Here is a 22,075-nt window from a genome sequence, read left to right on the forward strand (position 1 = left end):
TGATACTGAGAACTGACTATCGAATTTAAGTGAACAATTTTTCTTTCACATGCTCTGCAAAACCACTACCAGCTTCTAGGTAGAAGTTATAGGTAGAATTTACTCCCATTTCCTCTAACTCTCTTTGCTGATCTGGATAATTAGCAATAGCGGTAACTTGTCCATCGTATCCTGATGCTTTCAGCTGCTCTAAGGCGTAAATGTTCTGCATATGTTTAGGCATCGCCAGCATGACCATTTCTACTTCAGAGTGATTTACCCGCTGCCAAAAATCAGGATCTGTGGCATCGGCAGTTAATACTCTACGACCTCGAGATACGTGCTTGTCTACTACTTCAGGTTTTATATCTACGCCTGCGACGGTATTGGGAAAGCTTGCTTGAATGGTTTCATAGGCACCAGTACCAATTCTGCCCATGCCAAAGATAACAATCTTAGTATCGGTAAGATTAACAGGAAGCTCTTCTTCTAAGCGGTCCTGGCTTTCAAATTTTAATAGCCAAGGCTCCAGCTTGACATATATCTCATTTGAGCGTTTGTTCAAAGGGGATGCAACGACAAAGGTGATAGATACGGCGATAGCAACAACGGCTAACCAATCAGCAGCAACAACGCCAGATGCTGAAGCTACAGCGCAAACAATGAGGCCAAACTCACTATAATTGGTTAAGGTAAAAGCGCTTAACAAGGAGGTACGAGCACGTAGCTTAAACATATTGGTGAATAGGTAATATAGAGACACTTTTATTGGCAATACCAGCACAAGTAACATAGCGATAAGTAACGCATCTAATGTGATAGTGGCATTCAAGCCAATATTTAAGAAAAACCCGACGAGTAAAATGTCCTTCACATTGAGCAGCGCCTTCGAAAGTTCACCCGCCTTTTTATGAGGCGCGAAAATCATGCCCATTATTAGTGCGCCTAAGTCACCTTTTAGACCTGCAAACTCAAAGGCATGATAACCTGCCACTAAGGCAAAAAAGAAGCCAAATAGAGGGAGTAACTCACCGTGTTTCGAGCGACTCAATATCCAAAACATCACGGGGCGAACCAAAGGTAGTGTGATCAATAATGCTAACGCCCAGATATTTGGTGCCTTCCCGGTGCTCACCGCAAGAAAAATAACAGCAAAAATATCTTGCATAACCAAAATACCAATCGATATTTTACCATGTAGGCTTGCCATTTCTCYTCGTTCCTCAAGGACCTTTACCGCAAACACCGTGCTAGAGAAGCTAAAGGCGAAACCCACGAGCAATGCACTTTGCCAGTCAAGATCAGTAAATAGTGGTAAGCTCATCGCACCTAACATCAGTAAAAGGCTTGCAAAGAATGCGGTGCTCGTGATGATGTGCATGCTAGCTGGTGCCCAAACTTGTGGTTTGATTAGGTTTCCAACACGTAATTTCAAACCGATACTAAATAATAACAGTGTGACGCCAAGATCAGCGAGTTGGGTGAGTAGATCTGTGGTTTTGTGACCGAGCAAGTTTAAGACAAAGCCAGCCATTAAAAAACCAATGAGAGGGGGAAGTTTCAACTGGTAAACTGAAAACCCACATGCAAACGCGACAGCAAAATAGAGCAGTTCCATAACTTAATATTTTAATCCAAGATAACAGCAGTGTATCAAAACATCCTGATATATAAATTATAAATTTTCGCTGACAAGTGTGAAAAAATATGGTTATGATGCTGGTAAGGACATACCGGACAGGAGACGTAATGTTTAAGAAGATCCTAGCATCTGTCGGTATCGGTGCGGCAAAAGTTGATACTGTATTGGAAACAGAGCATTTGCACCCGGGACAGAAGTTTCAAGCGCAAATTGTAGTAAAGGGTGGTGATGTTAGCCAAGAGGTAACTGGCCTAGAGCTTGCGCTATTAACGAGAGTAAAAGTTGAAGGTGAAGACGGTGAGTACTTTACCAACCATGTTATTGATCGATGGCGAGTAGGTGGGAGCTTTACAATAGAGCCTGGGGAGCAAAAGGTGATCCCGTTTGAAGCAAGGCTTCATTCAGAAACCCCAATCACAGAGATTAATGCTGGATTTAATCGCTGCCATGTTTGGGTCGAAACTGGATTGGACATTGATCTAGCTCTTGACCCTACAGATAAAGATGCACTGCATATTTATCCTAACGAAGCTGTTAAAGCATGTATGACAGCGATGGAACGTTTGGGCTTTAACTTGGTTAAGGCTGATGTGGAAAAAGGCTACTTGCGAGCATCAGAGTTTCAGTCTGTCTCTGGTTGCTATCAAGAACTGGAATATAGGCCACAATCACGTTCTTTGTTTGGTTTGCAAGAAGTTGAACTTTCTTTTGTGCCAGAGGCACATAAAACCCATGTTTTGATTGAACTTGACAGAGCGTTTAGGGGAGATGGGTACGTCGATCTAACGATTGAGCACGATCATGTCAATATTTCTCAGCTTTGCGATCAGCTAGAACGTTTGTTTTCATAAGGGGCAACTCGGCAAACCAAGAGGGTATTAACCCATATTGACACAAGTATATTTTTGCGCCCAACGATGCTTGGGCGCTTTTATTTTAAACCATACCATTTGTCCTAGCTGGTCAGTCAATCTCATGGCCTTGAGCATGCAGCAACTAAAGCCGTGAAGCTAGAATCACTTCCTAGATTGACGTACATCAAGCTCAAATGGCTATAACAACTTATTGAGGCAGTAATGGATTGGCGGGTAGAAAGTTATAATACGCTCACGAAAGATGAGCTATTTGAGATTTTAAAATTAAGGGTGGATGTGTTTGTTGTCGAGCAGGCATGCCCTTACCCTGAGATTGATGATGTAGATAGAGCACCAGAAACACAGCATCTATTTTTGCAAAGGGACACGAAAATATTGGCTTACGCACGTTGTTATCGACAGTCAGATTCGGTGGCTTCAATTGGTCGTGTCATTGTTTCTGCAGAGATGCGTGGTAAGGGCGTCGCCCATACATTGATGGAAAAAGCCATCGCCAGCTGTGAGCAATCAATACCGCATCAACGCTTAGTTATCTCGGCGCAATGTTATCTTGATAAATTTTATTCGGGAATAGGTTTTGTGAAACAAGGATCAGAATACCTGGAAGATGGGATCCCACATCAGGATATGGTGTACACACAGGGTAAGCATAGCTAATACCAATTTGACTTAATACTTGCTCAATTTGAAGGAGTAAATCTGACGCGAACAGCGTTAAAAATTTCTTATTTAGAACAACTAAATAGCAAAATTTCGCCTAGGTATCGACACGATTTTCTCGCCTCAAATAGACCACTTAATTAAGAAAATTGGTATAACAACATAGCTCATTATAGCGGGGGCAGAAGTTCTGCCCCTTTTTGAAAAGCTTGGTATAAATTGTGTTTACAATGAGTTTAAGAATACTGCAGCAATCGCAACTGGGCAGACAAAGCGAATATACCAAGGCCAAATTTTCCAAAACAGGCCATTTGCGACTTCGGGGCAGCCTGATTCAATTTCTTTGAGCAATTTTGCACGGTGCCAAATCCAGCCGACAAATACACAGCAAAGCATACCTAATAACGGTTGACCAAATTTGGTTGTCAGGCTAACCGTGAAGCCAAATAACGTTTCAATATTGACCAAAATAGTCAAGCTGACAGCGGTTACCAGCGCTCCAATAATCCAAGTTGCTTGAACTCTGCCTAAAGCAAAACGTTCAACAGCATAAGAAACTGGTGCTTCTAACATTGAGATTGAAGAAGTTAGCGCTGCAATGCTCATTAACGCAAAAAATGCAAAGCTTACCAACAGACCAATGCTACCCATACTATCGAACAACGCTGGAAGTACTTGGAAGACTAAGGTGTCTTCGTTGAGCAGAGCACCATCAGCTGCAAAAATCTCAACGCCTTGAGCCTGTGCAACGTACATCGCTGGAATAATCAATAGACCTGCGACAAATGCGATAAACACATCGATAAGTGTAACCATGGCACCGAGTGATACTAAGTTCTCTTTCTTACTAATATAGGAGCCATAGATAATCATTACACTCGTACCAAGTGATAGTGAGAAAAATGCTTGCCCCAGTGCATCGACTAATAACTGCGGATTGAGCACAGATGAAAAATCAGGCACTAAGTAAACCTTTAACCCTTCAACAGCCCCATTTTGTGTTAATACGTACGCTATCAATGAAAACAGAATGCCGATAAGTGCTGGCATGAGTCGTTTTGACCATTTTTCGATGCCATTCTCAACTCCCTTACTGATGATAAGCACAGTAAGCGCAATAAAGGCCGCCGTAAAGACAATATTGCGTGACATTGAAGCGTCTTCTAGCCATGACTGTGCCTGCACTGCGCCGGTGATTTCTGCAATTGGCTCTAGCGTCGCACTAAACATCCAGCCAGCTACAATGGCATAAAAGCTCAGGATCAGACCCGCACAGATAATCCCACCAAAGCCCACCACAAAGGCAAGCTTACTCTGCCAGGCTGTATTGGTGAGCTTGCGCAGCGAAGAAACTGCGTTCGCTTGACCATGACGGCCAATAACTAACTCTGCCATTAACGCTGGATATGCGAGACAGAACGCCAAAACTAGATAAACGAGAACAAATGCTGCACCACCATTTGATGCGGTTTGTGTCGGGAACCCCCAAATGTTTCCCAAGCCAACCGCAGAACCTGCGGCAGCCATAATAAAACCAAAGCGAGAGCTGAACTCTCCTCGGATATTGCTCATAATTATTATACTTCTCTAAAAATTGCTAACGGCGATGACAATCTACTGTAATTAAAAAGAAATAAAAAGAGTAAATTACCTTGATTTGGCGCAAGGTTGAGGCGGATTTTTAGTCGTAACTCGTATGTTGCACCAAAAGCACGTTTAAGCACTTATAACTTAATGTTTTCACAATTAATTCTACAATGGGTATGTCACAGTGTAGCGACTTATTTACATTAATTATTTTTCTTTACAGGGGAGTGAAAGAACAAATTTTGCCCCTCCTAACCGCTCTGATTGACTCACGGTAGCTTTTCCATGGTGCCAATCCATGACCTTGGCTACGATAGCAAGGCCTAAACCATAGCTTTTTCCAGCTCTATTACGATGAGTTTGTTCTTGGAAAAACGGACTGAAAACTTTGTCCCAGTTTTGTCTTGCGATCCCAGGGCCATCATCTTCAACAGTAATCGTTAACCAATGCTCAGAACGATAGGCACTGAGTAATACTGTACTGGTAGCAAAGTCACAGGCGTTACTAATCAAGTTACTGATAGCGCGGGCGAGCCAATGGAGATCGCCTGTGATTGATAACGTGTCAGGCACCTCAACGCGACCTGATAGTTGGTTTTTTTGCAGTTTGGGCTGCATTTGCTCCATAAGGTCATTACCGTAGCGAGATAGGCTAGTACTTTCATGTTTTAGCAAATGTGACTTTTGCTCAAGCGTAGCAAAGGAAAGATAGCTAGACAGCATGTCTTCCATTTGGTCTAAATCTTTCTCCATCCTTTCCAAATAATCATGTATTGCGCTAATGTCGTCTTCATCTAGGGCCGCATCTAGCCCAAACCTCAAACATGCAACTGGTGTTCTTATGTCATGAGATAAACTTGAAGCCATGAGTTTATTTTCGGCCATTAACTTTTCTATTTGACTGGCCATGCGATTAAATGTGTTTTCTAAATCTCGTATGTAAGTGAAGTGATTTGGAGTAATACGTGCACTCAGGTTGCCGCTGGCAAAATGCTTTGCTGCGGTATTGAGCACAATTAAACGCTTAACTAACGGTGATAAGATGAACCACAAAATTGCACAAATGCCGCCATAGAAAAATAATGTCAGTAAAACGTCATAATCCGCTTGTTCGACTTCAGGACGCCACTCCAGCTCTATATAATCTGGTGCCATGTCGGGCGTTGTTTTGAGTAGATAGACATTTTCGTTTTCAATTACCAGCCCTTCAGGTAATAGCATTTGCTGCTTTAGCTCAGTGGGCATGGCGAGGGTGTCACCATCCTTATAGGTGATATGAAGACCAAATTGTTCGGCAATAACTGCTGTAGCCGCAAGGCGAGCATCTGGTTTCTTTTCAGCGACTTGTATCGCTAAACCTGACATTAATTTACTTTGCCATTCAAAGCTATTTTCAATTGGGGCAGTTTGTTGATTATAGGTATCTATAACCCAGCCGAGCGCAAAAATAGAAACCAGCGCTCCGGCAAGCAGGTAAATATAAAGTTTTTTCACAATAACGGTATGCTTTAGACGTTACCAAGCTGAGGGGACAAGCAAGTAACCTTTTCCCCACACGGTTTTGATTTTTTCAGGGTTTTGAGGGTCATCATTAAACTTTTTGCGCAATGCAGAAATCAATACATCAACACTTCTGTCAAGGCCATCATATTCACGTCCTTTTGTCGCTTTAAATACAGCGTCACGAGATACGACTTCCCCAGCATGGCTTGCTAAAAATTGTAGCAATAAATACTCTGCGCTCGAAACGATAACCTCTTGAGCGCCGACAGATACCTTGCGAGCTTGCGTATCTATCGTTAGTTGACCAACGACTAACTCATGCTTTGCTGCTTGATGGTCAAGGGGCTTTTCTTGTGCTGCTCTTACGTTAGCTTTTATCCGAGCAAGGAGAGCACGAGGGCGAACAGGCTTAATCACATAGTCGCTCGCACCGACTTCTAAACCGATGACTTCGTCCATTTCTTCATCTTTGGCGGTAAGCATAATTACCGGCTTATTATAAAATTGACGTAAATCTCGACAAACGCTAATGCCGTCTTTACCAGGTAACATCAGATCGAGCAGTACAAGATCGGGGTCTAAAGACTTAACGCGCTCAATGACTTCATCACCACGATAACAGCAATGGGTTTTATAGCCTTGATTATCGAGGTATTCCGCTACCCACTGTGCCAGTGAGATATCATCTTCAACCAGTAAAATAGTACCGTATTGCTCCATCTTTTGCTCCAAACTTTAGTATTTCCCTGTCGAGTATAATCACAGAAGCGCTTGTGTCTGTAAATAAGTGTAGGTTGGTAATCTAAAATTTATTCCATTTTTTAAATTCAACTTGTCTACAGGACGTAGGTACCTTAGCGAAAGCTGGACACGGAAAAGTTAACTTGTGCTTTAGCAACAACAATGAGTTGGAACATTCCTTATCCAAACCTCAGCTCATATAGCAAGCTAGATAGACAGCAGAAAGGTTTAGGAAAGTGTCTAGGAAAAGCAAAAACTTTGGTCGCAACGCTACGGCAAATTGCTTTTCCTAAATATTGAGTTTAACACTGTACTTATTTGACGTTGAGCTTTTCAATCAAACTCTCTGCAAGATGTACCTGCATGTCAGCTGTTAGAGCTGAAACTTCAGTTTGCGTACACGCACCAGCTGTTTTTTCCAGCGAAGACAGCGTTTTAGTTACTTTGTAGCTTGGTATCTCAACAGGAGAACTTGAGCGCTGACGGCGAGCTTCTTCAGTGTTTTGAGCAGCAATAAATGACAATATTTCACGCTCATTGGCAATTTTTTCTTCTTCAGTGAAGGTAAATTGTAAGGGGATCCCTTGAAATCCAGCACTATCGACTGATGACTTAGCAAACCAGACAACATCAGAAGATGCTTGGTGTGATAAGCGCATACTTACTGAAGCGACAATATTGCTACATTGAAATGCCGGAGAATTTTGTGCCAGCTCCGCAATGTGTGGGTGCGGATTTCTAGGCCTATCTAGTGCATATGTTTTATTCGCCGCGAACTCTAAATCTAGCTGGTGAATAGTGAGCGTGTAGTCTGCCTGTTTTGTGGCGACAACCTGTAACCCTTTTTGCTCTAATAAACTAACAATCTGTTTTCGTAAGGTATCTGTAAGGCTGACTTTAGCCGCGTTGATAGCAATGGTGTTACCTTGAATGAGTGGGTGTGCAGGCAGTTGTACAGACTTAATTCGTGCCGAATTCAGTTCAGTACTATAGCTGATTTGGTAAACTGACTTTTTCAGTAATGGCTTCTGTGGCACCGCTAGTTTCGGCGCTAATGGCACTGTGGTGACACATCCAATAAGTAGACTTGTACATAGAGCTGCTAGCACTAAACGCATTAAAATACCTCAAATAAACAGTTATTTTCTTATATTTAGTGAGTTCCGCCAATTCATCATGTTAGTATGGCGAGCGAGTGTTAATGAAATGAGTCATTATGAAGTCGCTAATTCTCACATTAGTTTGTATTTTTTGCTGTAGTTATTCAAAAATAACGGTCGCGAAAACTCCAAACCAGCAATGGTCACAATTTTTAAAGAGCTATTCTAAGCAAGTCGAGCGTAAACTGAAAGAAAAATCGGTACCTGGTGCTGCTTTGTCTGTTGTGCATATTGAGCATGGTAGTTACGTAAAGGGGTTTGGCCAGACAAAAAGCCGAAAAGGCAGTCGTGTTGATGAACATACTCGCTTTCGGCTAGCCTCGGTTTCCAAAACATTYGCAGGAAGCTTAGCAGCGAAGCTGGCGAGCGAAGGTCATTTTAATATCGATGACAAAGTAAGCTTATATCTTCCGCAGTTTATCGATGGTGACTATAGCCAACTTAAACTTTACCACCTTCTGAGTCACTCCAGTGGCTTGGTACCAAACGCGTACGATAATTTAATTGAATCGCGAATGGAGTACCCACAGATTGTAGAGCGCTTATTACAGGTTGAAGCTCTGTGTCAGCCCGGCCAGTGTTACGGGTATCAGAATGTCATGTTTAGTTTGATCGGTGATGTTATCGAGAAAACAACGGGGATCAGCTATCAAACATGGATGCAGGAGTTCATATTTGCTCCGCTTAATATGCGAGATGCAGGCCTTGGAGTCGAGCAAATGACGAAGGATAATAATTTTGCGTGGCCGCATGTCAGGGGAAGAAAACGTTGGCACACTGCTAAATTGAAGCAACACTATTATAAAGTATTACCAGCGGCCGGTGTGAATGCTAGTGCGACAGATATGGCACAGTGGTTGAAAGCGCAATTGGGCTTATATCCGAGCGTATTATCGCCTGAGGCATTAAGTAAACAATCAATGCCTTATACTTTAACTAAGCGTGAGTTACGTCGACGGGTATGGCGTGAACATGTTGAGGCCGCATACTATGGTCTGGGTTGGAGAATTTATCAATATGATGGTAAACGCCTTTACTACCACAGTGGTTGGGTGCAAGGGTATAGAACAGACGTGGTAATTATTCCCGAGCTAGGCATTGGCTTTAGTTTGTTGCTAAATGCTGAAAGCGGTGTAATAAATCAACTCACCAATGACTTTTTGATAGATGTACTCACGGGAGATGCCATTTTAATGCCGGTGTTGAGTGAGCGAGAGATTAAAAGAGTTAAGGCGGAAGAAGCTGAGCTACTTGAAGGTATCACGCCACCTTTGACGCAAGGCAGCGTGACAAAAGAAAATTAATTACGTGGCAATTGAATTTTCTTGTCTTCGCTTTGACGGTATAACACGATGATGTGACCAATCGTCTGTACCTTGTGCGCGTTTGTTTCACGAACAATTGCTTCAAAAATCAGTTGCTTAGTTTCACGATCGTTTGTTGGTACTTTCACTTTGATCAGCTCGTGAATGTTTAGGTTTTGCTCAATTTCGGCCATTACGCCTTCGGTGAGGCCATTAGCGCCTAGAAGCACAACTGGATTTAAGTTATGAGCGAGCCCTTTTAGGAACTGCTTTTGTTTATTTGATAAGGTCATATTGATACAATCTTATTTATTAAAAGGCTTGAATTATCGATATTCTAACGCCATCTAGACAATATTACTAATGAGTTATAGTTAATATGGCAAATAAAAAACACTCCGCCAGTTCTAAACGTTGGTTAAAAGAACACGTAGAAGACCCTTATGTACATGAAGCCCAAAAACGTGGCTATCGATCACGAGCGGTTTTTAAGCTGGAAGAAATTCAGCAAAAGGATAAATTGATCCGTAAAGGTATGACGGTAGTTGATTTAGGGGCCGCGCCGGGTAGCTGGTCCCAATATTTAGCTGAACAAGTAGATATCGATGGGCAAGTAATAGCGTGTGATATTTTACCTATGGACTCGTTAGCGGGCGTTGACTTCCTTCAGGGAGACTTCAGAGAAGAAGCGGTATTAAATGCACTGCTTGATAGAATTAACGGCAAAAATGTGGATGTGGTGTTTTCAGATATGGCGCCAAATATGAGCGGTAATATGTCTACCGATCAATCTGGCAGTATGTATTTGGTCGAGCTAGCATTAGATATGTGCCATCAAGTGCTAAAACCAAACGGGGCATTTGCGGTTAAAGTTTTCCAAGGCGAAGGCTTTGATCAATTTGTGCAAGAAGTACGTAATTGTTTTAAGGTTGTAAAGATCCGTAAACCAAAAGCGTCTCGTCCTCGATCACGAGAAGTATATGTAGTGGCGACAGGTTACAAACTGTAGTACAGTTGGAAAGCATCAAGTTGAATTTGAATTTTTTTGGATACAAGAGGTTAACTCCTTGAGCGATATGGCTAAAAATCTAATACTCTGGTTAGTAATTGCGGTTGTACTAATGACCGTGTTCCAGAGCTTTAACGGTGGCGAACAATATGATCGCCAAACGAGTTACACACAATTCGTGAAGGACGTGCGCAGTGGTTCTGTTCGTGAGGTCAGTATTGACCGTCAAACAGGCGTAATTAGTGGCGTTCGTTCTAGCGGAGATCGTTTCCAAACAGTGATCCCTTTGACTGATTTAGACTTGGTCAACGATTTGCTTAAGAACGATGTAAATATTAAAGGTGTAGCGCCAGAAGAGCAGTCTTTCTTGGCAAATATCTTTATATCCTGGTTCCCAATGCTTCTGCTCATTGGTGTATGGATCTTTTTCATGCGCCAAATGCAAGGCGGGGGTGGCAAAGGCGCAATGTCGTTCGGCAAGAGCAAAGCTCGCTTAATGAGTGAAGATCAAGTCAAAACAACATTTGCGGACGTTGCAGGCTGTGACGAAGCGAAAGAAGACGTGACTGAACTGGTGGACTTTTTACGAGATCCATCAAAGTTCCAAAAGTTAGGTGGCAGCATCCCGAAAGGGGTATTGATGGTAGGTCCTCCCGGTACGGGTAAAACTTTACTTGCTAAAGCGGTAGCAGGTGAAGCAAAAGTACCTTTCTTTACCATCTCTGGTTCTGATTTCGTTGAAATGTTTGTGGGCGTTGGTGCTTCTCGGGTTCGTGATATGTTCGAACAAGCGAAAAAAGCAGCACCTTGTATCATCTTCATTGACGAAATTGATGCCGTAGGTCGAAAACGTGGTGCAGGTATGGGTGGTGGTCATGATGAACGTGAGCAAACACTAAACCAGATGCTAGTAGAAATGGATGGTTTTGAAGGTAATGAAGGTATTATCGTTATTGCTGCTACTAACCGCCCAGATGTGTTAGATCCTGCGTTATTGCGTCCTGGTCGTTTTGACCGCCAAGTTGTTGTGGGTCTTCCAGATATCCGTGGTCGTGAACAAATCTTAAATGTTCACATGCGCAAAGTTCCATTAGATGATAACGTTGAAGCATCGGTAATTGCACGTGGTACACCAGGCTTCTCTGGTGCTGACTTAGCTAACCTTGTAAACGAAGCCGCCTTATTTGCAGCTCGTGGCAATAAGCGTAAGGTAAGCATGGCTGAGTTTGACGCTGCAAAAGACAAAATCATGATGGGCGCTGAGCGTAAGTCTATGGTAATGAGTGAGCAAGAAAAAGAAATGACGGCGTATCATGAAGCTGGTCATGCTATTGTTGGTCGCCTAGTACCTGAACATGATCCGGTTTATAAAGTATCCATTATTCCTCGTGGTCGCGCCTTAGGTGTAACCATGTATTTGCCGGAGCAAGATCGCGTAAGTCACTCAAAGCAACATCTAGAGTCTATGCTCTCAAGCTTATACGGTGGTCGTATTGCTGAAGCGTTGATTTACGGTGACGACAAAGTCACGACAGGTGCAAGTAACGACATTGAACGTGCCACAGATATTGCCAAAAAAATGGTTACGCAGTGGGGGTTAAGTCCTAAGCTTGGACCACAAATGTATTTAGAAGAGCAGGGCGAGATGTACATGGGTGGTGGTTCTCACCGTATGTCTGGTATGTCAGATGAAACTGCTAAGCTTATTGATGCGGAAATTAAAGATTTCATCGATCGTAACTATCAACGTGCTGAGCAAATCCTAAAAGACAATATGGATATTCTTCACACAATGAAAGATGCGTTAATGAAATATGAAACGATTGATGCATTGCAGATTGATGACTTAATGGAGCGCCGTGATGTTCGTCCACCAAGGGATGCGCATGACGTCAAGCCAGAAAAAAAGGTAGAGTCTGAATCTGCCAAAGTGACAGAGTTAAAACCTGAGTCAAAAGCTGAAAAGCCAGCAGATGACCAGCCTAGTGATAGCACATCAAACTCAGAGCTTGATGACAAATCGTAAGGTCAGGTAGAATACGACAGCCCCGAGCAATCGGGGCTTTTTTGTATCAATAGATTCAGGGTGTTATTATTGGATTATGCGTGTATGAATAAGTACACACTTATACCAGTTAGTCTTAATGTTTGCTCAATTTGAAGGAGTATATCTGACGCTAACGGCGTTAAAAGTATCTCATTTAGTACGACTAAATAACAAAACTTTTGCCTAGTTATTGATCAGGTTTTCTTGCCCTAAAATATAGTGTCATTTAGCGCTTGGTATGAAACGAGACCTGAGTTTTACTGCTACGCCCCTTTCGAGATCATCCAAAACATAGTAATAATGTAGGTATAGAATGTACGAGTTACGCTTGCCAAGAGCCCGCAGCCTTTCCTTAAAGAAACCCCAAGTAATGGGGATTTTGAATGCTACTCCTGACTCATTTTCAGATGGCGGAAAATTTATTCACCTAGATAGTGCGGTTGAGCAGGTAAATATGATGCTTGCTGACGGAGCTACCATTATTGATATTGGCGGTGAGTCTACTCGTCCAGGGGCGCCAGATGTAGAGTTGAAGGAAGAGCTTGAGCGCGTGATCCCGATCATCAAGGCTGTTAGGGCACAATCTGACTGTGTTATCTCAGTTGATACCAGTAAAGCTGAAGTAATGAAGCAAGCTATTGAAGCTGGTGCTGATATCATCAATGATGTTCGAGCCTTACAGGAGCCAGGTGCATTAGAGATAGCAGCTCAGTACGCAGAGGTACCTATTTGCCTAATGCACATGCAGGGTGAACCTCGCTCAATGCAAAATAATCCAAAATATAATGATCTATTTTCAGACATTAGTCAGTTTTTCGAAGCTAGGATCCGTGCGTGCAAGCAAGCCGGAATTGATACCAGTAGGCTGATCTTAGATCCAGGCTTTGGCTTCGGTAAATCTCTGGAGCATAACTTTCAGATTTTAGGTGGACTGAAACAATTTAATTCGTTCAATTTACCTATTCTGACGGGACTCTCTAGAAAGTCCATGTTTGGACAACTACTTAATCGAGAAACTCATGAGCGCGTCGCTGCGAGTCTTGCTGGTGCGCTAATATGTGCACAGCAGGGCGCACATATCATTCGTGTTCATGACGTAAAAGAAACAAGCGACGTACTTAACGTATGGTTAGCGTCGGTCAATGGAGTTACTCAATGACAACAAGAAAGTACTTCGGTACAGATGGTGTAAGAGGTATGGTGGGCGAGTTCCCAATTACACCAGAATTTGCAATGAAGCTAGGCTGGGCAGCCGGAAAGGTTCTGTCTGAAAGAGGAACCAAAAAAGTTATCATTGGTAAAGACACCAGAATATCAGGGTACCTGTTAGAAACGGCACTAGAGGCGGGGTTGATAGCCGCTGGGATCAATGTGATCTTGTTAGGGCCTATGCCTACTCCTGCTGTTGCATATTTAACACAAACCTTCAGAGCTGAGGCTGGTATCGTCATCAGTGCTTCTCACAACCCTTACCATGACAATGGCATAAAATTCTTTGGTGGTGACGGTAAAAAACTGCCAGATGAAGTGGAACTTGCAATAGAAGCGAAGCTCGATGAGCCAATGACGTGCGTAACATCAGAAAAGCTGGGCAAAGCCAAGCGCTTAGATAGTGCAGATGGTCGTTATATTGAATTCTGTAAAGGCCAATTTCCAAAAGAGCTTTCTCTTGAAGGGTTGAAAGTGGTGTTAGATTGTGCAAATGGCGCAACTTACCATATTGCACCGAGTGTAATGCGTGAATTAGGTGCTGAGGTGATCACCACAGCTTGTGAACCTAATGGTGTGAATATCAATGAAAAATGTGGCGCAACGCATGTTGAAACATTAAAAAAAGCTGTACTGGAGCATCAAGCTGATGTTGGTATTGCATATGATGGTGATGGTGACCGAGTGATGATGGTGGACCATGATGGCCATGTATTTGATGGTGATGATATTGTGTACATTATTGCCTGCCAAGCCCATAGTGATGGTACACTCGGTGGTGGTGTTGTTGGTACCGTTATGTCTAATATGGGTTTAGAGAATGCGCTTAAAGCTAGAGGTATTGCATTTGAGCGCAGTAAAGTGGGTGATCGCTATGTAATGGAGTTGCTCGCTGAAAAGGGCTGGAAAATTGGTGGTGAAAGTTCAGGGCATGTACTTAATCTTGACCTAATTAGTACTGGTGATGGAATAGTATCGAGCTTACAAGTACTCGCCGCAATGGTTGCACAAAACAAAACCTTGAAGGACTTAGGTGAAGGGTTCAGTAAATACCCGATGAAAATGATTAACGTGCGTTACAGTACCAAAGATGACCCAACAGCACACCAATCAGTAAAAGAAGCGGTGTCTGAAGTCGAAGCACTACTTGCTGGAAAGGGAAGAGTGTTACTACGGAAGTCGGGTACCGAACCGGTCGTAAGGGTCATGGTTGAAGCACAACAACAGAAGCAAGTCATCGATTTTGCACAAAAAATCGCTGAAGTTGTTGAATCTGTGAGCAATTAAATTAAAAATTGAATTTATTTCTTGTAACTTCGGGTGAGTGGCGTTAGTATCTCACCCGCTTTCTGCTACGGAGTATCGTAATGGCAACTAGGAAGCAAATTGTTGCTGGTAATTGGAAAATGAATGGCTCAAAAGAGCTACTTAGCCAAATGTCAGAAACATTAAACAGTGAATCATTCCAAGCGGATGTAATTATATTTCCCCCAGCAATGTTAATTGAACAAGCTGTTGAAAAGGGACTCACTGTAGGAACGCAAAGCGTTTCAGAATATAAAGAAGGCGCATACACTGGAGAAAATCAGGCATCACTTGCTAGTTCGTTAGGCGCGACTTACACCTTAGTCGGACATTCCGAGCGACGCGCTTTATATGGCGAAAGTGATGAGGTTGTAGCGAATAAATTTGCCCACGCTCAAGAACAAGGTTTAACTCCGATACTATGTGTTGGAGAAACTGAAGAAGAGAGAGAAAGTGAGCAGACAGAAGAAGTTGTAGCTAGGCAAATAAACGCAGTTATCGAGAAATTAGGTATAGCGGCACTAGCTAACTCTGTGATAGCATACGAACCGGTTTGGGCAATAGGTACTGGTAAAACAGCATCTCCTGAACAAGCGCAAGCAGTGCACAAATTTGTACGCAATTTGCTGTCTGAGCAAGACGAGCAAATTGCAAAAACACTACGCTTACTTTATGGTGGCAGTGTTAATGAAAAAAATAGTGAATTATTATTCGCACAAGAAGATATAGATGGTGGTTTAATTGGTGGCGCAAGCTTAAAACCTGAAAACTTCCTTTCTATATGTAAAAGTGCAAAAGGATAAGTAAATGTACGAAATTTTAATGGTTGTTTACTTAATCGTTGCTTTAGCGCTCATTGGTATGGTGCTGATTCAACAAGGTAAAGGCGCAGACATGGGCTCTTCGTTCGGTGCTGGTGCATCAGCGACAGTATTTGGCTCGTCAGGCGCAGGCAACTTTATGACTAAAACAACGACAATATTAGCTACAGTATTTTTTGTACTAAGTATTGTTCTAGGTAACTTAACAACTGGTCAAATAAAGAAAACTAGTGAATGGGAAAACCTAGAGGCACCAGCTGCAACAGTAGTACCTGCTGACAGCGATGTGCCAGCATCAGAAGAAAATCCAGCTTCTGATATTCCTAACTAAGAGTTAGGAAAACACCGAATTTGCGAATGTGGTGGAATTGGTAGACACGCCATCTTGAGGGGGTGGTGGCTTCGGCCGTGGGGGTTCAAGTCCCCCCATTCGCACCAAAATAAAAAAACCAGCTTATGCTGGTTTTTTTTCGTCTTTAATTTAGCTACACCGCTCTCGAGTTAATTTATGCCAATTTTCTTAATTAAGTAGTCTATTATGAGTCGAGAAAATCTTGCCAATAACTCCGCTACCGCGTCCTGCTCTCGCTAAGGTACTTGCATCCTGTAGGCAAGGCGAAGTTACGCACCAATAGTTGGCTATTGGAGGTGAAGTCAATGCAGCTAGCGCTAAAACTTTCTGCTAGAAAGGTATTAATTATCCGCAGCTCAGTTTATTTAGTTATTCTAAATAAGAAACTTTTAACGCTGTGAGCGTCAGATTTACTCCTTCAAATTGAGCAACTATCAAGTCTAATTGGTATTACCCTAATTGGTATGACTGACCTCAACTATCTGATGGATAGTGCCATAGCTAGTATGAGCTGCTAGATAGCAGCAGCAATTTCAATTTTTTAATATATAGTACTGGTTTTTGGTATAATATCTTGTTGTATATAGACTTTTCTTAAAAATTAAATTTCCAAAATTGGTATTGTTTTGGTTACAAAAACCTAAAAAGTAATTTTTATTAAATAATTATTTCAATTTTACTCAACTCTGACTATAATACCCTTCCAGAGGAAATAGATGCACCTAACGCATCTTTTTTTATGCCTGAAATTTGTATCGTGCTTATCCTTACTCGAACAAAGTATAAGGCAGAAGCAATGGTAATAGACCCTTGCTTCTCTAGTTTACGACCTCTCGTAACTAGTTCACACACGGTGATTCCTTTGGAGATTATATGATTACAGTTTTACCTCGTCTTGGTTTATCTGCGATTTCAGCTGCTGTATTAGCAGCGGTAGCCCTTCCTAGCACAGCTTTGGCTGAGCAAGCTAATGTAGAGAAAGAAAAACAAGTTTTTGAAAAAATTGAAGTAACCGCTCGTAAGCGTACAGAAAGCTTGTTCGAAACACCTACCGCTATTACTTCAATCGGTGCAGGTGATATTGATAAGGCAAACATCAGTAACCTAGACGATATTGGTAAATTCGTCCCGAACTTGAACATCACTCGCTATGGCGTTGGTAATGCGGCGCATGCTTCTGTGTTTATTCGTGGTATAGGTTTACAAGATCACGTGATCACAACTGATCCAGGGGTGGGTGTTTACGTCGATGGTGTTTACCTTGGTCGCCAGATGGGCTCTAACCTTTCACTACCAAATATTGAACGTGTAGAGGTTTTGCGTGGTCCTCAAGGCACGCTATACGGTCGCAACACACTTGGTGGCGCTGTCAATGTGATCACAAAACAACCGGGTGCAGAAGAAGTTGCACGTGTTGAGGCAAAAATAGGTTCTCGAGGCCGTTTGGCGACAGATTTATACACAAGCCAAGCGTTAACGGACACACTAAGCTTTTCTGCTAGTGCATCTTATAAAGAGCGTGACGGTGTTGGTAAAGCCGTAAATTTAGCTAATCCTGAAAAAGAAATTGGCGAGGAGCAAGAGTATAGCGGTCGTTTAGCCGTAAGATGGCAAGCAACTAACGACTTAGTGATTTCAGCAGCGTTCGATGGTGTTGAAAATGAGTCTGGTCAGTCTCCTTATACCATTGAGTTAACAGCTCCATTAGACCCTAACGATCCATTTAATGGTGACTTCCCACTATTAGATGCGTCAATGTTACCAGACAATCCTGATGATTTGGCAACAACAGTTGCAGGCATCGAAAGCACTGATTACTCAGGGTGGGGTGGGTCAATTACAGCAGATTGGCAAGCAAGTGACGTTTATTCTGTCAAATTTATTGCCAGCAAGCGTAGCTCTGAATACACCGGTGGTCTTGATGATGATGCCGTGGCGCTTAATCTCTCTGAGTTTCCTGAAGAAGGTGGTGCTGATCAGTATTCAYTTGAGCTACAGCTAAATGGTACTTATGATTCTTGGGATTTCGTATCAGGTCTTTATTATTTTAACGAAGACGGCTTCACCAGCTCTGGCCCATTTGTATTTAGTCCATGGAATACACCAAGTGGCTTATTAAATGATGGTCAGACAGCTTCTTTTGGTGGTTACGGTTATTTCGATATCAATCAAGAGACTGACGCTTATGCGGCGTATATCAATGCAAGCTTTGATGTGACTGAACTTTTCAGCATTGGTGGTGGTTTACGCTACTCTGAAGACAAAAAAGAAGCAGATGCACTGTTCCCAAGTTTTGGTACGCGTAAATACGTAAGTGCAGATTTTGACGAAGTGACGTGGGATGTGAATGCGTCATATCAGCTAACTCGTGACATTAACGTTTACGCACAAGTTCAAAAAGGCTACCAAAGTGGTGGGTTCCCACCACGCCCATTTGGTGGGCCAGATCAATTTGCTGCATTTGAAGAAACCAAAGCGATTAACTACGAAGTCGGCTTCAAAGGTCAAGTTCACGATAATGTGTCTATGATGGTTGCGGCATTCGTAACTGATTATACTGATCTTGCGTTACCATTTAATGACCCAACAGCGGGCGGCGGCTTCGTTACTATCGTAGAAAACGCAGGTGAGTCAAAAGCACAGGGTATTGAACTTGAAACAACGATAGCAATTACGGACGATTTTTCAGTTCGTAGTTCAATCGGCTACTTAGACTCTGAAATTACGCACGTTGATGAAGGGGTGATTGGAATTGGTAAAGGTGACGCTCCAGCACTGACGCCACGTTGGACAGTGATGGTAGCACCATCATACTTCCATGATCTAGAACATGGTGCAACCATCGCTGTAAATGCAAGTTACTCATACCGCTCGGATATGCAGGGGCAGTCTGTTACTCGGGCAAGCGAGTATATTGACTCTCGTGAACTACTAGGTTTTAACATCTCGTATACCAATGCTGAAGGTGATATGGAAGTGACGCTTTACGGCGAAAATGTGCTAAATGAAGTCTACGATGTTGGCCGATTGCAACAAAGTGGCTTCGTTGGTGTGATGCGCAGTAATGATAGAAGTGAGTTTGGTATTAAGTTTAAAAAAGAGTTTTGGCTAGATTAATCGAGCCCTAATTTCAATACAAAAAAGCCGCTTAGTTTAATTGCTAAGCGGCTTTTTATTTTCCAACTAATCTGAACTTAGGATAATATCAATTTGACTTAATACTTGCTCAATATGAAGGCGTAAATCTGACGCTAACAGCGTTAAAAATTTCTTATTTAGAACAACTAAATAGCAAAATTTTTACCTTGCCTACACAGATGCAGGCACCTTGGCGATAGCAGGACGCGGTAGCGGTGTTATCGACAAGATTTTCTCACCTCAAAATAGACCACTTAATTAAGAAAATTGGTATAAAATGTGAGTTAATCAACTAAAATACCCATGCTCAAAAGTTATCATTACTATTATCAAAAGGTGTAAGCAACACTGAACTTAACGCTTCTTGGCATGATATAGCGGCCGTTGGGTGAGGTTGGATTACGTGGGTCACCTTCGGTTATCCCTTGTTTGTCAGTGAGGTTATCCACTGCCAGTTGCAGTTTTACCCCTTCCGCAGGCTCAACGATCAGGCCAATATCCAGTTTTTCGTAGCCTTCTAACACGACGGTATTTTCATTATCACCAAAGCGGTCGTCCACAGCTGAAAGCGTACCATACAAGGTGGCGTACATACCTGACATTTCAAAGTCATAGCTTGGGGTAATACGCAGCATCCAATCAGGTTGACGTTGTGCTTTGTTGCCTTCATTGGTCGGACTGTCAGTGATTTCGGTGTCTTGCCATGTCGCATTTAAGTTGACCGATAAACCTGATTCATGGTTATAGCTATAATCGACTTCTACGCCGGTGGCTTCATTGGTTAGGATCTCAGCAGGTACACCTGGGCGTCTAACGAATGTGTCGCCCTTTACCTCATTGGTAAACAAAGTAACAAAGAGGTCGCCAGTTTCACTCATATATTTGTAACCAAGCTCTGCTTGTGTCACTTCTTTTATAAGTGACTCACCTGATTTATAAGTGTTGTAGTTGTCTCGAAAATCATCAAAATAAGGCATTTTGTAGCCTTTATTCATGCGAGCAAATACCCCTGAATCCAAACTTAAACTGTAATCAGCACCAAGGGTCCATGAAGTTTTTCGCTCATCATAGTCAACTGTCTTGGTGATCACACCGTCCAAATCTTCATCTACTGAATATTCTACCTGATGCTGTTCGCTGCGTAGACCTAAATCCAGTTTTAATGCGTCAGTGGCTTGGTAACTCTGCGTTGTATATACAGCCCATGTAGTAGCGTCTCCCGAGCTGCTAATATCATAGTTAAAAGCACAACCCGTCACATCGCTATTACATGCTATTGCGTTTAGTGCTTCTCCGCCTTGCTCCAAAACATGATAAGCACTATTCCCTAAGCTCCACCAATCCTGTGCCGAGGTGGTAGCGGTATAAATACCAAACGCACTCGACCAGTCGCCATAGGTTTTACTCAAGGCTAAATCATTTGTGAAAGCTTCAATATCTTTTAAAACGACCCATCGGCCATATTGTTGCACTATGGTATCGCCACTATATTCATTACCAGTGACGCTTCCCGTCGCTGTTTCCCCATTATCAGCTACTTCACTTAAGCGTACCGCGGCGCCTGCAGGCACTAAGCCAATTGTATTAGCGTCGCCTTTAGTAAGACTAAAGCGGTCGTTTAGCTGCCAACCATTATCGAAATTAACTTTTAAACTACCACCTGATACATGGCCTTTCCAGCCGCGACCATCTCCTATATCGATGTTCATGGCGGTGTTATGCTGACCAAAATAAATTGTTGCCTTGCGATTATTTGTGCCTAACTGAGTAAAGCCAGCATCGACACCTTCAACGTTAAGTGGAGTTGGTAGGTACCACGCACCAGTATCGTCGGTTTGACGGGTATAAAGGTTAAACTCACCGTTAGCGAATTCTTTAGTAAGATTGATTGTGAATTGATGGCCTTTTTCTGAAGTAAAGCCGGCATCGCGGATCCCCGAAGATCGTTTGATATATCCTCCGACCATGTAATAGAGATCATTGGATATTTCGCCACTCAATACGCCGTCTATTCTATTGAGGCCATAATCTGTTGTGGTGTACTTGAAGGTTCCTTCTGTATCTGATTGACCACGTTTAAGCTGAAAGTTCGTGGTCAACCCCGGCTGTCCGTTAGACACAACTGGGTTTGGGCCACCACGCAAGCCTTCCATCATACTAATGGTTTCATCGAGCCTGAAGATTGACGTATTTTCTAAAAAAGAGAGTGTAGGGGCAGGGTAAATAGGACTACCTTGCAAACTCACTGTTAAGAAAGGCGCGTCACCACCGCCCGGAAAGCCGCGAACAAAAACATTAGCACCGGATTCACCACCTGAACTTTCAACCCATATCCCTGGCACAGCTTTAAGTAAATCAGCTGTACTTTTGGGTGCAAGCTTATCGATTTGTACGGCATCAATATTGGTTACCGCAAAACTGGCATCAATTTTTCTTATACCGGCACCGCCAGGGGTACCTGATACAATAATTGTTTCTACTTTTTCTTTGTTTTTATTCGACTGTTGCTCAGCCTGTGCTGTTGTGCTTAACGCAAGTGTTACAGCAGCGGCGATCAAGCTTAATGAGTTCGTTTTTATCACGGCTAAAGCCCTCTTGTTGTTGTCATAGACTGGTATTTTACGACTGTCTATTTTTTAAAATAGATCTTAATGCAAACGTTTGCAATGATGTTGTTTAAAAATTTGTCATAAAACGATGAAAGGCATGGCAAATATACTTTGATTGGTTATCTTTTATGCTT

Annotated in this window: 17 protein-coding genes and 1 tRNA gene; 11 read left to right on the top strand and 7 right to left on the bottom strand. The window is 42.5% G+C overall.

The features are described from left to right. Window positions 1–25: 25 nt before the first annotated feature. Entirely contained in the window at window positions 26–1,597 is a 1,572-nt protein-coding gene (locus EAG18_RS13240; RefSeq protein WP_125252857.1) for a cation:proton antiporter family protein, read from the bottom strand. 131 nt (window positions 1,598–1,728) lie between these two features. Between EAG18_RS13240 and EAG18_RS13245 the strand changes: the two genes are divergently transcribed. Together EAG18_RS13245 and EAG18_RS13250 are read left to right on the top strand one after the other, a co-directional pair. Continuing rightward, a complete protein-coding gene (locus tag EAG18_RS13245) occupies window positions 1,729–2,472 on the top strand; it encodes a sporulation protein (protein WP_125252858.1) in 744 nt (247 codons plus the stop codon). Between the two features lie 225 nt (window positions 2,473–2,697). Then, complete coding sequence (locus tag EAG18_RS13250; RefSeq protein ID WP_125252859.1) at window positions 2,698–3,153, top strand: GNAT family N-acetyltransferase; 456 nt, start codon at window positions 2,698–2,700, stop codon at window positions 3,151–3,153. Window positions 3,154–3,381: 228 nt separating this feature from the next. Here the strand turns inward: EAG18_RS13250 and EAG18_RS13255 are convergent, their stop codons facing one another. The 4 genes from EAG18_RS13255 to EAG18_RS13270 all read right to left on the bottom strand — a co-directional run bounded on the left by EAG18_RS13255 (window position 3,382) and on the right by EAG18_RS13270 (window position 8,105). After that, window positions 3,382–4,728 (bottom strand): sodium-dependent transporter, encoded by a 1,347-nt coding sequence (locus EAG18_RS13255; RefSeq protein WP_125252860.1) that lies wholly within the window; start codon window positions 4,726–4,728, stop codon window positions 3,382–3,384. Between the two features lie 222 nt (window positions 4,729–4,950). Next, window positions 4,951–6,237, bottom strand: coding sequence for an ATP-binding protein (locus EAG18_RS13260; RefSeq protein WP_125252861.1), 1,287 nt, complete (start codon window positions 6,235–6,237; stop codon window positions 4,951–4,953). A 21-nt stretch (window positions 6,238–6,258) separates the two neighbouring features. Continuing rightward, window positions 6,259–6,966 (bottom strand): response regulator, encoded by a 708-nt coding sequence (locus EAG18_RS13265; protein ID WP_125252862.1) that lies wholly within the window; start codon window positions 6,964–6,966, stop codon window positions 6,259–6,261. Window positions 6,967–7,301: 335 nt separating this feature from the next. After that, window positions 7,302–8,105: a hypothetical protein gene (locus tag EAG18_RS13270; protein WP_125252863.1), complete on the bottom strand. Its 804-nt coding sequence runs from the start codon at window positions 8,103–8,105 to the stop codon at window positions 7,302–7,304. 98 nt (window positions 8,106–8,203) lie between these two features. Here EAG18_RS13270 and EAG18_RS13275 point away from each other — a divergent pair, with 98 nt between their 5' ends. Then, the gene (locus EAG18_RS13275) at window positions 8,204–9,451 is read left to right on the top strand and encodes a serine hydrolase domain-containing protein (RefSeq protein ID WP_125252864.1); all 1,248 of its coding nucleotides are present in this window, start codon (window positions 8,204–8,206) and stop codon (window positions 9,449–9,451) included. Here EAG18_RS13275 and yhbY read toward each other — a convergent pair. Next, a complete protein-coding gene (yhbY, locus tag EAG18_RS13280; RefSeq protein ID WP_099640497.1) occupies window positions 9,448–9,744 on the bottom strand; it encodes a ribosome assembly RNA-binding protein YhbY in 297 nt (98 codons plus the stop codon). The two genes, EAG18_RS13275 and yhbY, sit on opposite strands and share 4 nt — an antisense overlap. Before the next feature lie 86 nt (window positions 9,745–9,830). Here yhbY and rlmE point away from each other — a divergent pair, with 86 nt between their 5' ends. The 8 genes from rlmE to EAG18_RS13320 all read left to right on the top strand — a co-directional run bounded on the left by rlmE (window position 9,831) and on the right by EAG18_RS13320 (window position 19,311). Beyond that, a complete protein-coding gene (gene rlmE, locus EAG18_RS13285) occupies window positions 9,831–10,460 on the top strand; it encodes a 23S rRNA (uridine(2552)-2'-O)-methyltransferase RlmE (RefSeq protein WP_099028807.1) in 630 nt (209 codons plus the stop codon). A gap of 67 nt (window positions 10,461–10,527) precedes the next feature. Beyond that, a complete protein-coding gene (gene ftsH, locus EAG18_RS13290) occupies window positions 10,528–12,486 on the top strand; it encodes an ATP-dependent zinc metalloprotease FtsH (RefSeq protein ID WP_125252865.1) in 1,959 nt (652 codons plus the stop codon). A gap of 334 nt (window positions 12,487–12,820) precedes the next feature. Then, entirely contained in the window at window positions 12,821–13,666 is an 846-nt protein-coding gene (folP, locus tag EAG18_RS13295; RefSeq protein ID WP_125252866.1) for a dihydropteroate synthase, read from the top strand. Continuing rightward, window positions 13,663–15,003 (top strand): phosphoglucosamine mutase, encoded by a 1,341-nt coding sequence (gene glmM / locus EAG18_RS13300; protein ID WP_125252867.1) that lies wholly within the window; start codon window positions 13,663–13,665, stop codon window positions 15,001–15,003. The genes folP and glmM overlap by 4 nt, the downstream gene beginning before the upstream one ends. A gap of 80 nt (window positions 15,004–15,083) precedes the next feature. Then, on the top strand, window positions 15,084–15,824 hold the full coding sequence (gene tpiA, locus EAG18_RS13305; protein WP_125252868.1) for a triose-phosphate isomerase: 741 nt from the start codon (window positions 15,084–15,086) through the stop codon (window positions 15,822–15,824). 4 nt (window positions 15,825–15,828) lie between these two features. Beyond that, window positions 15,829–16,173: a preprotein translocase subunit SecG gene (gene secG / locus EAG18_RS13310; protein ID WP_125252869.1), complete on the top strand. Its 345-nt coding sequence runs from the start codon at window positions 15,829–15,831 to the stop codon at window positions 16,171–16,173. Window positions 16,174–16,195: 22 nt separating this feature from the next. Beyond that, window positions 16,196–16,280, top strand: a tRNA-Leu gene (locus tag EAG18_RS13315). Window positions 16,281–17,067: 787 nt separating this feature from the next. Then, window positions 17,068–19,311, top strand: a complete 2,244-nt coding sequence (locus tag EAG18_RS13320) for a TonB-dependent receptor (RefSeq protein ID WP_125252870.1) — start codon at window positions 17,068–17,070, stop codon at window positions 19,309–19,311. A gap of 350 nt (window positions 19,312–19,661) precedes the next feature. On the opposite strand, the gene EAG18_RS13330 is transcribed toward EAG18_RS13320, so the two are convergent. Then, window positions 19,662–21,914: a TonB-dependent receptor gene (locus EAG18_RS13330; protein WP_125252871.1), complete on the bottom strand. Its 2,253-nt coding sequence runs from the start codon at window positions 21,912–21,914 to the stop codon at window positions 19,662–19,664. Window positions 21,915–22,075 lie beyond the last annotated feature (161 nt).

It is taken from the genome of Pseudoalteromonas sp. J010, assembly GCF_003934235.1.
GTDB lineage: Bacteria > Pseudomonadota > Gammaproteobacteria > Enterobacterales > Alteromonadaceae > Pseudoalteromonas > Pseudoalteromonas peptidolytica.

Coding starts and splice junctions, on each gene's coding strand:
- EAG18_RS13270 (WP_125252863.1), bottom strand. CDS start 8,105: ATGCGTTTAGTGCTAGCAGCTCTATGTACAAGTCTACTTATTGGATGT.
- EAG18_RS13265 (WP_125252862.1), bottom strand. CDS start 6,966: ATGGAGCAATACGGTACTATTTTACTGGTTGAAGATGATATCTCACTG.
- EAG18_RS13250 (WP_125252859.1), top strand. CDS start 2,698: ATGGATTGGCGGGTAGAAAGTTATAATACGCTCACGAAAGATGAGCTA.
- tpiA (WP_125252868.1), top strand. CDS start 15,084: ATGGCAACTAGGAAGCAAATTGTTGCTGGTAATTGGAAAATGAATGGC.
- glmM (WP_125252867.1), top strand. CDS start 13,663: ATGACAACAAGAAAGTACTTCGGTACAGATGGTGTAAGAGGTATGGTG.
- rlmE (WP_099028807.1), top strand. CDS start 9,831: ATGGCAAATAAAAAACACTCCGCCAGTTCTAAACGTTGGTTAAAAGAA.
- yhbY (WP_099640497.1), bottom strand. CDS start 9,744: ATGACCTTATCAAATAAACAAAAGCAGTTCCTAAAAGGGCTCGCTCAT.
- EAG18_RS13245 (WP_125252858.1), top strand. CDS start 1,729: ATGTTTAAGAAGATCCTAGCATCTGTCGGTATCGGTGCGGCAAAAGTT.
- folP (WP_125252866.1), top strand. CDS start 12,821: ATGTACGAGTTACGCTTGCCAAGAGCCCGCAGCCTTTCCTTAAAGAAA.
- EAG18_RS13255 (WP_125252860.1), bottom strand. CDS start 4,728: ATGAGCAATATCCGAGGAGAGTTCAGCTCTCGCTTTGGTTTTATTATG.
- secG (WP_125252869.1), top strand. CDS start 15,829: ATGTACGAAATTTTAATGGTTGTTTACTTAATCGTTGCTTTAGCGCTC.
- ftsH (WP_125252865.1), top strand. CDS start 10,528: ATGGCTAAAAATCTAATACTCTGGTTAGTAATTGCGGTTGTACTAATG.